We start from the raw sequence: 14,296 nt of genomic DNA on the forward strand, positions 1-14,296 counted from the left end.
CATGCCAACTCAAGAAGCGAAAGCTCATCACGTGGGTGAATGGGCATCTCTGCGCAATACGTCGCCGGAAATAGCCGAGGCCATTTTTGAAGTCGCCGGGTACGACGAGAAAATGGCGGAAAAAATTTGGGAAGAAGGTAGCGATGAAGTGTTAGTCAAAGCCTTTGCCAAAACCGATAAAGATTCGCTTTTTTGGGGCGAACAGACCATCGAACGTAAAAACGTTTAACCAGTGACTCCCCCGTTTCTCGCGGGGGAGTTTTCTGTTATTTCACTGCTTCATTCAACACGCTATCAAACTTATCCATTGGACAGAAACCATCAGCGTCTATCGGGCAACCGCTTAATTCCAGCGTCACCCGCTGAGCCGGAGCCTGTAACGTTAACGCGTCGGCATTACGCAACTGTTCCGAACTTTGATAAACATATTCAATTTTCATCAAATCACGATTGGCTTTGCTGTCATGCCAACGCTGGAAAACGATTTTGCCGCCAATTGGCGTGCGTTCGTTCTGGTCATGCAACTGATAGGGTTTAAAGTCCAGCGCGGTGAGCAGCGAGGCAATATTAGAGTCATGCCCTACTAACACAGTGATTTTCGGTGCGCTGGCACGATCGGTGACCAGGGCTTTGTCGATATAACTGACCAGCGGTTTCGCAACATTGCGCGCTACTTCCGGTGAGGTAAACAAGCTGTCCTGGTAGCCGTTTTTCAGCTTCGACAACACCTTCCACTGTTGGTCAGATTTAATTTCCCCCCACGCCACCTGATCCATCGGGAAACCTTCGTAGTATTGCAAAGTAAACGCATCTACCAGCGAATTGCCGACTTTCAATGGCCCGGAAACGCCCGGCTCTTGTTGATACTTAGCACTGAAGGTATTTTTGCCATCCACCAGCGAACATTGCTGCTTCTCTTTACAGGCTGGAGAGTCTTTATAGTTAACGATTTTTTCCAGTAGCTGATAGCTGTCAGTCAGTTGTAGTTTGCTGAACTCTTTCTCCATTGCCGCTACCGCCTGCTCACTGAATGCGGCGGAATCATCGGTGATGACCGGGTTAAAGGTTGGATCCATAGTGCCCATTTTTTCCTGGTGATGAACAGGAATATCACATCCAGGGAATGCGCCAGTAATAAAGAATTGTGCGGTAGCGACGGTACGTTGCAGGCTGTTTGCGTAGGCATAAACGGTGTCCGGTGGCGGGCATTCACCCGACTTTACCATCCCCTGCTCTGCCAGCCATTCACGCATGTAATGCCCCATATACACTTCCAGCACGCCACCTTTAGTGGTGAGCTGCCCGCCGGGAACATCCCATTCTGGCCATTTATTCGGCGTCGACTGCTCAAGCACACTGCCATTATTAGCCAGCGGTGCGCGTAAGTTATGGCGACTCATCATAAGCACTTGCTGTAGCTGATAGCCCTCCGGTACAGCCTGTGCCTGAGTATTTGAAGAAAGCAAAGCCATCCCTGCCACGGCTGCGGCGATTAGCGTTTTTTTCATTCCTCACACCTCTTTTGTTATCAATGATTAAAGAGTGTGACAGAAATATGACTTATTTCCGGGAACCGGTTCGCAAATTAGCAGATAACGAGGCGGGAAACTTGCAGGGCACCAGGCGATGACTGACAGTAGCTGCGCTATCGCCTGGTTTGTATCGTTAAACTAATATCTGAAACAGCACGGCAAAAAGAATGATATTGGCAATGACAATGGTCCAACCGTTATAAAGCATATATTTCAGATGGGTTGATTGTGCCAGCCCCATTTGACCAAACATATCCGATGAAGGGAAAGGCCCAAACCAGTCCACTTGCGATGAGGCCAACAATACCGCCGTTGTCCCCTGTGGCGGCACTCCCGCAGCCATCAACATCGGACCAAATATTTTGTGCGTAAAGGTCATCTGAGCAACAGCGGCGCCTGGCACATGACCGATAATGTTAAAGGCAAAAATACAGAAGCAAAGCCATGCTGGTGATATCCCGGTTAACAGAGGTTGAGTGTATTCGAGCAACCCCTGATACGCCTGCAGGCTATCCATAAGTTCCAGAATCGGGTTATACAGCCAGTAGAGCAGAAACATCCACACCAGTCTGCCACACCCCTTATACAGCGCCTGCAGTATCCCGGCAGGGCTTAATCCTCCCACCAGTCCGGTGATCAAAGCCACCAGTAACATCACGATAATGGCAAAACTAAAACCTGCTTTTATCACTACACCGATAACCGCCATAACAATAATGGTTGCGGCAAATGCCAGCGCGCTGAGCTTGCGACGGCGAACACGGGCGGGCTGCTCTTCTTCCTGAGTTTTCTCAGAGAGATCCACCTCGTAATGTAATTTTCCTTCCGTCATCTTCTGAATTCGCCCGGCCATGATCCAGCCAGCGAATAACGTCACGGCACTCATTGGTAGCCCGACGTACATCAGGTATTGCGGATAAGTCAGGCCGCCGAGTTGTAAAATCGTCACGGTACTGGGAGTAAATGGCCCGGTAAACAATCCCACTGAGCCCGCCGTCATCATCAGTGCAGCCACCGTGGGAGGCGTCAGCCGTACTGCCGCCGCCACAGGAATAATCACCGCGACAATAATGGCATTACCGCCTGCCATAGTGCCCAGCGCGCCACAGATGAGAATGGAAGAGACAACGATGCCAAATTTGACCCGCGTCTGGCTGGAAAGCCCGATACGATGTACCACAAATTTGACCAGTTCAACGGCGGCTCCGGTACGTGTTGCCACTTCCCCGACACCGGCACCAAGCATAATGATCAGACCAACTGTGGCGATAAACGATCCCGTCGATTTTGCCAGCATGGTGCCCATTTCAGGTAAGCCGGTGGAAGTCATTATCATCGCAATAATAATCGATGAAATAACCGCCAGAACAATATCGACGCCTATCAACGAGAGCACCGCTAACGCTACCAGCGGTGTAAAACCAAGCAGTCCGAGTTCATTACCTGGACGCCCCTGACACCAGAACGCTGTCAGTAAAAAAACAACCAACAGTAAACCAATAATGACATTCTTTTTGGTGATATTTTGTCTGGTTAGCGAACCACCAGCGAGCATTGAGTCACTCATATAACTCCTTAACCCCATCGAATCGACCATCAATATCAGCCGATGTATTTGGACAGCTCAGAAAATATCCCCCCTCGTTATTATTGTTAGCAAAATGCACTGAGGGTTTGTCCGGGTACTACAGGTATTATTCTGAGTTCGTAATTAACCCCTTTAGGTGGGCAAATAACGCATTGTTACCAGAACAGGCGTTACAGATTAAATTTATGTTAACTTGGTGTTACCATGAAATGACTTTTTATCTATTGTCTATAACTCTGGGTTAACTCTTAATGAAACTGCGCCACCTGGAAATCTTCTATGCCGTAATGACATGCGGGACACTTTCCCGGGCAGCGGAATCGCTGAATATTTCCCAGCCGGCCGCCAGTAAAGCGTTAAAAAACGCTGAACAAAAACTCGGGTTTCAGCTCTTTCAGCGAGTGCGTGGCAAGCTTCTTCCAACCAGCGAAGCGATCACACTTTTTGAAAAAGCGCAGTCGATTTATCACGAACTCGATAACCTGCGACTGCTGGCCGATAACCTGACGCGAGATCCGCGAGCCAGAATAGCTCTGGGATGTCTGCCAAGCCTGGGATTAAGTCTGGTGCCGGAAATAGTCACTGCGTTTTACCAGCAGAATGCGAATCTGGTAATGACACTGACGACAGAGCACACCGAAACGTTGGTTAAAAAACTTGATCTGCGCGAGATTGATCTGGCTCTGACGCTACAGCCGATTCAACAGGGGGAGATTATGACGACGCTGATAGCCGAAGTTCCGCTGGTTTATATCGACCGGGACTATCGACAGGGCGCGGTAGAAATAGACAAGATTGACCAACAACGCTGGATTTCTCCCGGCCCCTATTCCCTTTCTGATGCAATAGCTAAACGACGTGATTTTTTGACGACACGCCTGAATGTCCAGACCTATTACATGGCGACTGAATTTGTAAAACGAGGAATGGGATGCAGTATTACCGATATTTTCTCTGCCCGTCATAACCTCCCGGCAGAGACGATTCACCCCATCGCCCCCCCAATGAAAATTGACCTTTGTTTGCTACGCCGTGCCGATGTTTCGCTTAGCCCTATTACACAAAAATTTGTCGATTTCCTCTGTCAGCAATTACGTCAGCAACTGCGAGCCATTAACCTTGAGTTATACCCTGAAAATAAAAAGTCAATTGCTCCTCAGGCCTAAATGTTTTGACATATCCCCAACGCACTTATTAGCGGTGGATATCTCAGGTGATGAAAAAACGCATTGTAGTTATTGGCGGCGGGGTAATTGGTCTGGCGACAGCATGGGTGCTAGTAAAACAGGGCCATCAGGTGCAATTGTTAGAACGCAACAGTCAGGCAGGCGTCGCCACCAGTTTCGCTAATGGCGGGCAACTCAGCTATCGCTACGTTGCCCCTCTGGCGGATAAAGGCGTACCGATGCAGGGGCTTAAATGGATGGGGAAAAGTGACTCCCCTCTGAATATGCGTTTGCGCCTGTCATTTAGCCAGTGGCGCTGGTTGCTGGCGTTTTTAATGTCCTGTAATAGCCGGACAAATAAACTCAATGGCGACCATATTTTACGCTTATCACTGTTAAGTCGTCAGGTCATGGAAGCATGGTTGTTGGAAGATAATCTTGATGATTTTCACTGGCGCCGTTCTGGCAAACTGATTATTCATCGCCGTCAGCAAGATTTAGCCAAAGCGGCAAAAGGCATTGATCCGCAATTTCAACAGGCTTTATCACGCGAAGAGTGTGTTCATCTTGAACCTGCACTAAAACATATTGGTCATTCCCTGTGCGGTGGTATTTACTCCCCCGGCGATGAAACGGCGGATTGCTATAAGTTCTGTCAGGCATTACTTGCCAAACTTAATGCCAGCGCGAATTTTTCGCTACAAACCGATTGTGAAGTTTTGCAGTTGAATAAAAAAGGTGAGCGCATTGTCTCTATTACCACCCGCACTGGAACGCTGGTTGCGGATGATTATGTCGTTGCCGCCGGTAATGGCAGCACGCATTTGCTTGCCGGAACCGGGACTCACGTACCGCTCTGCGGTTTGAAAGGTTACAGTCTGACGCTCCCCTTCCCACAAAAAATGGGGATCGCACCACAAATCAGTGTCACCGACTATGGTCATAAAATTGTCTATGCCCGACTCGGTGACCGGTTGCGCATCGCCGCCATGGTCGATATTGGCTATGACGGTAATGAACTGCGCTCTGAACGCATTGGCGCTTTAAAACAGATCGTAGCGGCCAGCTTTCCGCAACTACAAGGTATCGATGAGGCCGAATTATGGACGGGTATGCGTCCATCCACCCCTGCGGGTCCGCCACTATTAGGACGGGCGAAGTATCAAAATCTATGGATGAATCTTGGTCAGGGCAGTCTGGGCTTTACGCTGGCGGCGGGTAGTGCCGTGGTGTTAGGCGCTCTGCTGTCGGGCGAAGACCCTGCAATTTCACTTGATGGACTGACATGGAGCCAATCAGCTTGAATATCAAACGTAATAACCCACAACCGCGTCTTGCCGCCAGCGTGGAATATGGCAATCTTGTTTTTCTCTCCGGTCAGACACCGAAGAGCAATACCCCGTCCATCGCGCAACAAACGCGCGAAGTGCTGGAGAAAATCGACGAATTACTTGCGGCAGCTGACAGTGATAAATTTCATCTCTTGTCCGCTCAGATATGGTTAAAAGATATCAGCCGCGATTTTGCCGATTTCAACGACGTATGGGTTAGCTGGATACCAGAAGGATATAGCCCGGCACGTGCTACCGTACAAGCTGAGATGGCCCGCCCGGAGATTCTGGTTGAAGTGATGGTAACTGCGGTAAAAGCGGGATAAGCCCCCATTTTCTGCCCCCTGGCAAGGTCGTCATGGGGCATCCCTGAAGGTTAAACGTCCCCTCTTTTACCTGCCAACATTCAGGCTGAAAATATCATTTTTAGTTATGTTGTTGTCTCTGGCCTACGATTTTTTCTGATTTCCCCTACACTTAACACTGATACCTTGTCAGGGGTTTCCCTTTGTCTGTATTGATTTACGCGAGATAACGCTATGGAATTAAAGGATTATTACGCCATCATGGGCGTGAAACCGACGGACGATCTCAAGACAATCAAGACCGCCTATCGTCGACTGGCCCGTAAATACCATCCCGATGTCAGTAAAGAACCCGATGCCGAAGCCCGCTTCAAAGAGGTCGCTGAAGCGTGGGAAGTGTTGAGTGATGAGCAACGTCGCGCTGAGTATGATCAGATGTGGCAACATCGCAACGATCCGCAATTTAACCGTCAGTTCCATCATGGCGACGGTCAGAGTTTTAACGCCGAAGATTTTGACGATATCTTCTCGTCAATTTTCGGTCAACATGCCCGCCAGAGCCGCCAACGCCCCGCTACACGTGGCCACGATATTGAAATCGAAGTGGCGGTATTCCTTGAAGAAACGCTTACTGAGCACAAGCGTACCATCAGCTATAACCTGCCGGTTTATAACGCCTTTGGCATGATCGAACAGGAAATCCCGAAAACGCTGAATGTGAAGATCCCGGCGGGCGTCGGCAATGGTCAACGCATCCGCCTGAAAGGCCAGGGGACGCCGGGCGAAAACGGTGGCCCGAATGGCGATTTGTGGCTGGTGATTCATATTGCGCCGCATCCGCTGTTTGATATTGTCGGTCAGGATCTGGAAATTGTGGTGCCGGTTAGCCCGTGGGAAGCGGCGCTGGGTGCTAAAGTCACCGTCCCAACACTGAAAGAAAGCATTTTGCTGACTATCCCGCCAGGCAGTCAGGCCGGGCAACGATTACGCGTTAAAGGCAAAGGTCTGGTGAGCAAAAAACAGACCGGCGATCTGTATGCGGTACTGAAAATCGTGATGCCGCCGAAACCAGATGAAAACACTGCCGCGCTGTGGCAGCAACTGGCAGACGCCCAGTCGTCTTTTGATCCACGCAAAGATTGGGGGAAAGCATGATGGCTAATGTTATGGTGACTTTTACCATTACCGAATTTTGCCTGCATACCGGCATCTCTGAAGAGGAGTTGAATGAAATTGTCGGTTTGGGGGTGGTTGAACCGCGTGAGATCCAGGAAACAACCTGGGTATTTGACGACCATGCCGCCATCGTGGTGCAACGCGCAGTACGGCTGCGTAATGAGCTGGCGCTGGACTGGCCGGGGATCGCGGTGGCGCTGACGTTAATGGATGATATTGCACATCTGAAACAGGAAAACCGCCTGCTGCGCCAGCGGCTTTCCCGGTTTGTGGCTCATCCGTGATATGTGTTTGCCGGATGTGATGACGCATTTTAACCGGTCTACAAAGATTACAGTTCCTGTGGGCCGGATAAGGCGTTCACGCCGCATCCGGCGGCTCTGCCATAATGCCTGATGCGACGCTTACCGCGTCTTATCAGGCCTACAAATCGGCATTATCTCTTTTGGTTGTCGCACTCCACCAACATCTGCAACAACTGGCTTAGTGCCGCGTAGAAACCAAAGCTATCATACTGACGGCAACGCGCAGCAAACTCTGGTAACCATTGCCGCAGCGCCGTCAGTGTTTTTTGCCGCAAACTGTCGATTCTTCGCGCAGGAACAGTCTCCTCTCCCAGTGAAAAATGCAGGTGACTTAACAACTCCAGATAGATTGCCAGATGATCTGCCGGTTCGTTGAAATTGCCGCTGGTTTCCATCCCCGCCTCAACTAACAAGCGTTTAATCTCCTGCTCGTCCTGTTTGTAGGCCGAAGCATAAGGCAGCGCCGCTTGTTTGTCGGTCATCAGAAACAGGCCGCAAAAGTCAGCGGCCAGTTCCAGACGGGCATCGTCACGTACTGTCAGCGTGGCAATACGGTTTTCCAGATCATTCACCGCCGCTGTGAGCGGCGGTTCGCTTTTCAGCAACGAAAACCATTCAGCCATCTGCGCACTGGCGATTTGCGTCAGTTGTTCATCGTCCAGTTCACGGGAGAACAACTGCGCCAGCCAGGCGTAAACACAGGCAATCTGTTGTGCTGTCAGCGTGGTCATGATTTCACCTGCGACGCCGGAACATATTCGCACTGCGCCACCATCTCCACGGGGCCGTTAAACGCCGTCACCTGCTCCACTGTTCCGTTGTACTTCTCAATTTCCACCAGCGTAGTGTGCGCACTGGTCGCCTGCGCCAGCTGCGAAGTTCCGATGTCGATGGTCAACACGTTGGGGTTACCGTATTTGCACAGCGCACCAGGCTCGCCGCCTTTATCTGGATCGTACCATGCCCCTTCGTGAATTCGCGCCACGCCGGGTGCATAGCGGTCAGAAACTACTGCTCCTGCCAACACCTGACCGCGAGCGTTAAACACGCGTACCACATCACCGTTACGAATACCGCGCGCGCTGGCATCCTGCGGGTTAATGAACACTGGCTCTTTACCCGCTACCGTATATTGCTGACGCAGCGTTTCCGACTCACATAACTGTGAGTGAAGTCGGAAATCGGGATGCACAGATTGCAGATGCAACGGATACTTCTGCGAGCCGGGTCCACCGTGGGAGCGTTCGATTTTCTCAAACCACATCGGATGCCCCTGACAATCGTCATAGTTCATGTCGGCGATGGTTTTCGAGTAGATCTCAATCAGGCCACTCGGCGTGCCCAGCGGTTCGAGATCCGGATCTTCGCGGAATGCCTGGTGGCGAACGAACATCTGCGGATGGTCAAACTCGACGTACTCTTTGTTATTCCAGAAGTCATCAAACGCGGGCAGATGAACGCCGCGTCCTTTACCCTGTTGTACACCTTCCTGCCAGATGCGTTTCAGCCAGCCCATTTCGTCCAGCCCTTCGGTAAAGGCTTCTTCGCGATTAAAGCGGCGGCACAGCTCGCGGAAAATATCAAAGTCGTTGCGCGCCTCGAACTGCGGCGGCACGACCTGTTTCATGGCGATAATGCCACGGTTGGAGTGGTTGCCGTACTGGTCGAGATCGTTACGCTCAAACTGCGTGGTCGCAGGCAGCACGATGTCGGCAAAGCGGCAGGTTGAGGTCCACTGGTTATCTATGGCGATAACCGTTTCCAGCTTGCGCCAGCCTTCAATAATGCGGTTGATCTGCTGATGGCGATGGAACGGGTTAGTTCCGGCAAAAATACACATTTTCAGCGGCGGCAGTTTTACCGATTTACCGTTCCAGTTGATCACTTTCCCCGGTTCGAGGATCGCATCGATAAAACGGGCAATCGGAATGGTGCTGCTATAGCCTTTGTAGTCACTGTTGTCGTGAACAGGCGGAATCGACGTAGAGCCGGAGAAACCACTCAGAATAACGCCTTTACGCCCCGGCGTGCCTGCGCCGTTATAGTGCCAGCCAAAACCAAAGCCACCACCTGGCAGGCCAATTTGCCCCAGCATCGCCGCCAGAACGACAATCATCCACGCCCACTGTTCACCGTGCTGCATACGCTGTACGCACCAGCCAGCAATAATTTGCGTTCTGTTCGCCGCCATCTGCCGCGCCAGCCCACGAATGGTTTCGGCATCAATGCCGGTCAGTTTTTCAGCCCATGCGGCATCTTTCGGCTGACCGTCTTTCTCACCCAGCAGATACGGCAGGAACTGCTCAAAACCCACACAGTAGTTAGCGAGGAAGTTTTTGTCGTACAGGTTTTCACTGTACAGCGTATGTGCCAGCGCCAGTTGCAGCGGCACGTCAGTTTGCGGGTTAACCGCAATGTGCTTCACATGCTCGCGTCCCAGATACTCATGGGTGGATGTAACAACCGGATCGATGCTGATGACCTCAATTTCACCGGCGGCGACTTTCGCTTTCAACTGCTCATAATATTCATAAACATCGTGATCCGGGCACCACCAGTTCGCTTGCTGGTTTTTCAGCAAATCGGAGCCCCACAGCACAATGGTTTTGCTGTTCTGCAATACCAGCGGCCAGGAGGTTTGCTGTTCATACACTTCCATTGAGCCAACTACACGCGGCAGGATCACCTGCGCAGCACCGGTAGAATAATCTCCGCCCGTACCCACGCTATTGCCATGCAAGGCAATAGCTTTCGCCAGCATCCCCGAAGCGTTATGGAACATCCCCGTCGATTGCCAACCACTGGCGGTCAGCAAGGCACTCGGCCCGTGAGTTTTCTGTACGCGTTCCAGTTCTTCATAGAACATGTCGAGGGCTTCATCCCAGCTCACGCGCACAAAACGGTTATCACCGCGCTGGGATGTGTCGCTCAGATGGCGCTTACGCAGCCAGTCCACGCGTACCATCGGATAACGAATACGCGCCGCGTTGTGTACGTGATCCGGCAATCCGGCGATCATTTTCGACGGATATTTATCCAGTTCGAACGGTTTTGCCGCCACAAAGCGACCATCCTTCACCGTCGCGCGGATAGCCCCCCAGTGCGATCCGGTCAGAATGCCCTCTTTCGAGGTGACGGCCTCAGTAGCCGCTTGCGCCGCAGTCGCACGGCGCGGCGTTAACAATGACGGCCCCAGCATCCCGGCGACGGTTAAGCCGCCGAGCTGCGCCAGAAAACGCCGACGTGATGCCTGAAAGAGATCGTTATTGTTCATTATTTTTCTTCCTTCTTATCGCCGTGAGCCTTACCTGCGGTGTCAGACGCATTCATTTGCAGATATTTCAACAAGGTGCGTTCTTCACGTTTATCGAGGCTGGTAAAGCCAATCATGCCGTTGAGCGTGCCGATCCAACCATTAGCGTCAAAGTGGGAGATTTCCGGTGCGCCGTGGCACTGGTTACAGGTGCCGTTGTACAACGAATCCGCATAAGCCCAGATAGGTTTGATATCGTTCACCATGTCGCCTTTCTTCATCCACGCGGTGGCCTGTAACTTGCTCCACTCGGTATTGGTGTCGGCAACGGTGGTTTTCTCCAGCGTTTTCACCTGCTGCTGCACATCACCACGAATCGAGGCAACAAAGATGCGTTTGCCTGGGAACTGGGTGAGTACACGCTGACGTCCGGCGCTTTCTGTCCAGCCGGTAATCTCAATTTGCAGCCAGTCGCCGTCACGTTTAAGGACTTTCACTTCCGAAGCAGGCAGCAGTGAACCAGACGCTTCTTTATCGCCTTTCGCCGCATAAATCGGCTTGATATCAATGGAGTACAGCGTGTCACCACTGTCATTAGCACTGGCGCGCAACTCGTCGAACTGCTTACGGAAGCCGCTACTCATATCCGGTAACTGGTGGGCAATACCTTTATGACAGTCGATGCAGGATTGATTATCTTTCGCTGCCACCTTCATCTGACGTGCCGCTTCCGGATGCTGCTTCGCATGATCCATCGCATCGTAGTTATGGCAGGAGCGGCAGGTTGCCGAGTTGTTTTCTTTCATTCGCGCCCATTCACGCTCGGCAAGTTCCGCGCGTTTAGCTTCGAATTTTTCAGGTGTATCAATGGAGTGGGCAATAAAGGTCTGGTAGATATCGTTGCTCGCTTCCAGTTTGCGCTTCACCATGCCTGGAATATCCGGCGGGATATGACAGTCATGGCATTCAGCTCGCACGCCGGAGGCGTTCTGGAAATGCACCGACTGTTTATATTCTTCATACACCGGTTGCATACTGTGGCAACTGACACAAAATTCGGTTGTGCTGGTGACTTTGATCCCAACGTGTGGCAATACAATCAGCGCAATGCCAATCACAATCCCAATAGCGACCAGCGCCAGTACCGACCAACGAGCACTGGGTCGGCGTAGCGCGTTCCAGAGTTTCCGCATAATAGCCCCTGTAAAATTATGGTTTAGTGAAGCGATCTTAATGAGCAAATATGAACAGCGGCACTGGTCAGGATGAACGGCTTACGGCAGAATATGAACAGATATGAACAGAATGAGTAAAACCCTCTGATGCCACATCACATTGTTATTGTTGAAGATGATCCAGTTACCCAGGCACGATTACAATCCTACTTCACTCAGGAGGGGTATACCGTTTCCGTTACGGCGAGCGGTGCCGGGCTGCGGGAAATTATGCAGAATCAGCCGGTAGATATAATTCTGCTGGATATCAACTTACCCGATGAAAATGGCCTGATGTTAACCCGCGCCCTGCGGGAACGTTCGACGGTGGGGATTATTCTGGTTACCGGACGCAGCGATCGAATTGACCGTATTGTTGGGCTGGAAATGGGCGCAGACGATTACGTCACCAAACCGCTGGAACTGCGCGAACTGGTAGTACGGGTAAAAAATCTGCTCTGGCGAATCGACCTCGCGCGACAAGCTCAACCGCACACTCAGGACAACTGCTATCGCTTTGCGGGTTATTGCCTGAATGTGTCGCGCCATACGCTGGAGCGGGATGGCGAGCCGATTAAACTGACCCGCGCAGAGTATGAAATGTTGGTGGCATTTGTGACGAATCCGGGCGAAATTCTCAGCCGTGAACGTCTGCTGCGTATGCTTTCTGCGCGTCGGGTGGAAAACCCTGACCTGCGCACCGTCGATGTGTTAATTCGTCGTTTACGCCATAAACTCAGCGCGGATTTACTGGTGACGCAACATGGCGAAGGTTATTTCTTAGCCGCTGATGTGTGCTGATAAAAATAGACCGGACGAAATCCCCCTGGCGACAGCGAGCGGCGGATATGTTCACGGTCGGCATTTTTCGGCGTCAGAACTAAAATCGGTGGGCTGACATTATCAGACACCGATTCTCCCTGTAATTGCCTGATGGCCTGCTCAACTGCCAGTTCCCCCTGCCAGACCATTTGATCGCTGGCAGCCATAATCACTCTTCCCCGCTTCAGCCCGCGATACACCTGATGTGAAAGATAAAACGACACCACGGTAAGCGGCGTTTTCAGGTTACGCCCTTCACCCATTGCCGCCTCTGCCGCAATGGCCGTTCCGGCAACGACGTCGATTTCTGGATGGCGCTCCAGCATCTCCTGCAACAGGTTACGCTGGATTTCAATATCGTTGTCACCGAGCGCAATATCGACAATACGCACCGGGCTTCCGGCAATGGCTGCTCGAAAACCCTCAACCATCTCCTTACTGCCCCCAGCGTTATCGGGGCCGGGCATCAACAGCACGTTCAGTGGTTTACCGTGCGCCCATTGCACCAGATATCGCCCTGGTTGATAGCCCATCTGAAACCAGGGCACACCAACGCGGCTTTTCACCTGGGGAGCATCAATAGCATTTACCAGTTCGATCACCGACAGACTTGCTACCTGCTTTTGCAGATCGGGAAATGACGTCGTGCTACTACCGAGCAAAATGGCCTCTGCGCCCCACTCTTTACACTGGTCGATTTGTGCTTGCTGGGTAGCCAACTGGCTGTAGCCGCCTGCCTCCAGCACTTTTAAATCCACACCGTAGCGGCGGGCAGCCTCCTGCATTCCATAGTTCAACGATAACCAGTATGAATCTTTCAGGCTGGGATAAAGCGCGCACAGTTTCCATACGCGTTTGGCTTTAAGCGGCATAGAGGCTTGCACCGTGAAATGCTGCGCATCATGCCAGCGCAACAGGTTATCAGCCGAAAATGCCGATAACATGAAAAGGGAAAGAAGTAAAAATAGCAGTACGCGCATGATAGCCTCATCAATAATAAGGCTTTATGCTAGATGCATTCCGCTTTGCGACTCAACCTTTTTCACCTAAAGGATGATAAAATCACATAAATAATTTAAAAATCATAGTATTAGATTACTTAATGATTAAATAATAGACTGCAAAACGCGACAAAACACAACATATGCAGTCACTATGAATCAACTACTTAGATGGTATTAGTGACCTGTAACAGAGCATTAGCGCAAGGTGATTTTTGTCTTCATGCGCTAATTTTTTGTCATCAAACCTGTCGCACTCCAGAGAAGCACAAAGCCTTGTAATCCGCAAAGCTTTGTGTGCCACCCACTACGACCTGCATAACCAGTAAGAAGATAAACGCGACGACAAACGGCGCAGCAGTTTTCCTTTCTTTCACACTTTTCCCACCCAGTATGCATACCTTTCTGCCACAACTGAAGTGAATGTCTGTTATGAGCTGTGAGAGGAGTTGCAAATCCTCTCATGCAAAAATGCGTAAAATCGATAAAGGCTGGAAATCATTCAATACTCGTACTATAGAAAGTTCTCCAGCCAGTCGCAGCGCGTTCTTGTACAACACACCTGCGTTTTTCATTGTGTAATCTCCGATTCCATCCCTTTAG

The 14,296-nt window shown here is 51.1% G+C and carries 14 protein-coding genes; 7 read left to right on the forward strand and 7 right to left on the reverse strand.

Going from position 1 to position 14,296, the window contains the following annotated elements:
* Position 1 precedes the first annotated feature (1 nt).
* On the forward strand, positions 2–229 hold the full coding sequence (locus LG381_RS18040) for a YccJ family protein (RefSeq protein WP_001143120.1): 228 nt from the start codon (positions 2–4) through the stop codon (positions 227–229).
* A 37-nt stretch (positions 230–266) separates the two neighbouring features.
* Here LG381_RS18040 and agp read toward each other — a convergent pair whose 3' ends face one another.
* Entirely contained in the window at positions 267–1,508 is a 1,242-nt protein-coding gene (agp, locus tag LG381_RS18045) for a bifunctional glucose-1-phosphatase/inositol phosphatase (RefSeq protein WP_000751741.1), read from the reverse strand.
* A 157-nt stretch (positions 1,509–1,665) separates the two neighbouring features.
* On the reverse strand, positions 1,666–3,099 hold the full coding sequence (locus tag LG381_RS18050) for a hypothetical protein (RefSeq protein ID WP_001285185.1): 1,434 nt from the start codon (positions 3,097–3,099) through the stop codon (positions 1,666–1,668).
* A gap of 272 nt (positions 3,100–3,371) precedes the next feature.
* On the opposite strand from LG381_RS18050, the gene LG381_RS18055 reads away from it, so the two are divergent.
* The 5 genes from LG381_RS18055 to cbpM all read left to right on the forward strand — a co-directional run bounded on the left by LG381_RS18055 (position 3,372) and on the right by cbpM (position 7,382).
* The gene (locus LG381_RS18055; RefSeq protein ID WP_000776565.1) at positions 3,372–4,286 is read left to right on the forward strand and encodes a LysR family transcriptional regulator; all 915 of its coding nucleotides are present in this window, start codon (positions 3,372–3,374) and stop codon (positions 4,284–4,286) included.
* Positions 4,287–4,336: 50 nt separating this feature from the next.
* Positions 4,337–5,590, forward strand: a complete 1,254-nt coding sequence (locus tag LG381_RS18060) for a D-amino acid dehydrogenase (RefSeq protein WP_085460609.1) — start codon at positions 4,337–4,339, stop codon at positions 5,588–5,590.
* Positions 5,587–5,943 (forward strand): RidA family protein, encoded by a 357-nt coding sequence (locus tag LG381_RS18065; protein WP_024165060.1) that lies wholly within the window; start codon positions 5,587–5,589, stop codon positions 5,941–5,943. The genes LG381_RS18060 and LG381_RS18065 overlap by 4 nt, the downstream gene beginning before the upstream one ends.
* 213 nt (positions 5,944–6,156) lie before the next feature.
* Positions 6,157–7,077, forward strand: coding sequence for a curved DNA-binding protein (cbpA, locus tag LG381_RS18070; RefSeq protein ID WP_000420621.1), 921 nt, complete (start codon positions 6,157–6,159; stop codon positions 7,075–7,077).
* Positions 7,077–7,382 carry a chaperone modulator CbpM gene (gene cbpM / locus LG381_RS18075; protein WP_000024502.1) on the forward strand — a complete coding sequence of 102 codons (306 nt, stop codon included), beginning with the start codon at positions 7,077–7,079 and terminating at the stop codon, positions 7,380–7,382. The genes cbpA and cbpM overlap by 1 nt, the downstream gene beginning before the upstream one ends.
* A gap of 152 nt (positions 7,383–7,534) precedes the next feature.
* Here the strand turns inward: cbpM and torD are convergent, their stop codons facing one another.
* The 3 genes from torD to torC are packed head-to-tail and all read right to left on the reverse strand — an operon-like array spanning position 7,535 to position 11,849.
* Positions 7,535–8,134 carry a molecular chaperone TorD gene (gene torD / locus LG381_RS18080; protein ID WP_225762724.1) on the reverse strand — a complete coding sequence of 200 codons (600 nt, stop codon included), beginning with the start codon at positions 8,132–8,134 and terminating at the stop codon, positions 7,535–7,537.
* Positions 8,131–10,677: a trimethylamine-N-oxide reductase TorA gene (torA, locus tag LG381_RS18085; protein WP_225762725.1), complete on the reverse strand. Its 2,547-nt coding sequence runs from the start codon at positions 10,675–10,677 to the stop codon at positions 8,131–8,133. The genes torD and torA overlap by 4 nt, the downstream gene beginning before the upstream one ends.
* Positions 10,677–11,849, reverse strand: coding sequence for a pentaheme c-type cytochrome TorC (gene torC / locus LG381_RS18090; protein WP_001230244.1), 1,173 nt, complete (start codon positions 11,847–11,849; stop codon positions 10,677–10,679). The genes torA and torC overlap by 1 nt, the downstream gene beginning before the upstream one ends.
* Positions 11,850–11,978: 129 nt before the next feature.
* On the opposite strand from torC, the gene torR reads away from it, so the two are divergent.
* A complete protein-coding gene (gene torR / locus LG381_RS18095; RefSeq protein WP_225762726.1) occupies positions 11,979–12,671 on the forward strand; it encodes a two-component system response regulator TorR in 693 nt (230 codons plus the stop codon).
* Here the strand turns inward: torR and torT are convergent.
* Entirely contained in the window at positions 12,644–13,672 is a 1,029-nt protein-coding gene (gene torT, locus LG381_RS18100) for a TMAO reductase system periplasmic protein TorT (protein WP_225762727.1), read from the reverse strand. The two genes, torR and torT, sit on opposite strands and share 28 nt — an antisense overlap.
* Positions 13,673–14,154: 482 nt before the next feature.
* Positions 14,155–14,268 carry a capsid protein gene (locus tag LG381_RS18105; protein WP_225762728.1) on the reverse strand — a complete coding sequence of 38 codons (114 nt, stop codon included), beginning with the start codon at positions 14,266–14,268 and terminating at the stop codon, positions 14,155–14,157.
* Positions 14,269–14,296: the final 28 nt, after the last annotated feature.

Source organism: Escherichia sp. Marseille-Q3837 (assembly GCF_916618735.1).
Taxonomy (GTDB): domain Bacteria; phylum Pseudomonadota; class Gammaproteobacteria; order Enterobacterales; family Enterobacteriaceae; genus Escherichia; species Escherichia ruysiae.

What these genes read in the sequence shown, in the direction of transcription:
- LG381_RS18040 (WP_001143120.1), top strand. Translation starts at nt 2, where the DNA reads ATGCCAACTCAAGAAGCGAAAGCTCATCACGTGGGTGAATGGGCATCT.
- agp (WP_000751741.1), bottom strand. Translation starts at nt 1,508, where the DNA reads ATGAAAAAAACGCTAATCGCCGCAGCCGTGGCAGGGATGGCTTTGCTT.
- LG381_RS18050 (WP_001285185.1), bottom strand. Translation starts at nt 3,099, where the DNA reads ATGAGTGACTCAATGCTCGCTGGTGGTTCGCTAACCAGACAAAATATC.
- LG381_RS18055 (WP_000776565.1), top strand. Translation starts at nt 3,372, where the DNA reads ATGAAACTGCGCCACCTGGAAATCTTCTATGCCGTAATGACATGCGGG.
- LG381_RS18060 (WP_085460609.1), top strand. Translation starts at nt 4,337, where the DNA reads ATGAAAAAACGCATTGTAGTTATTGGCGGCGGGGTAATTGGTCTGGCG.
- cbpA (WP_000420621.1), top strand. Translation starts at nt 6,157, where the DNA reads ATGGAATTAAAGGATTATTACGCCATCATGGGCGTGAAACCGACGGAC.
- cbpM (WP_000024502.1), top strand. Translation starts at nt 7,077, where the DNA reads ATGGCTAATGTTATGGTGACTTTTACCATTACCGAATTTTGCCTGCAT.
- torD (WP_225762724.1), bottom strand. Translation starts at nt 8,134, where the DNA reads ATGACCACGCTGACAGCACAACAGATTGCCTGTGTTTACGCCTGGCTG.
- torA (WP_225762725.1), bottom strand. Translation starts at nt 10,677, where the DNA reads ATGAACAATAACGATCTCTTTCAGGCATCACGTCGGCGTTTTCTGGCG.
- torC (WP_001230244.1), bottom strand. Translation starts at nt 11,849, where the DNA reads ATGCGGAAACTCTGGAACGCGCTACGCCGACCCAGTGCTCGTTGGTCG.
- torR (WP_225762726.1), top strand. Translation starts at nt 11,979, where the DNA reads ATGCCACATCACATTGTTATTGTTGAAGATGATCCAGTTACCCAGGCA.
- torT (WP_225762727.1), bottom strand. Translation starts at nt 13,672, where the DNA reads ATGCGCGTACTGCTATTTTTACTTCTTTCCCTTTTCATGTTATCGGCA.
- LG381_RS18105 (WP_225762728.1), bottom strand. Translation starts at nt 14,268, where the DNA reads ATGAAAAACGCAGGTGTGTTGTACAAGAACGCGCTGCGACTGGCTGGA.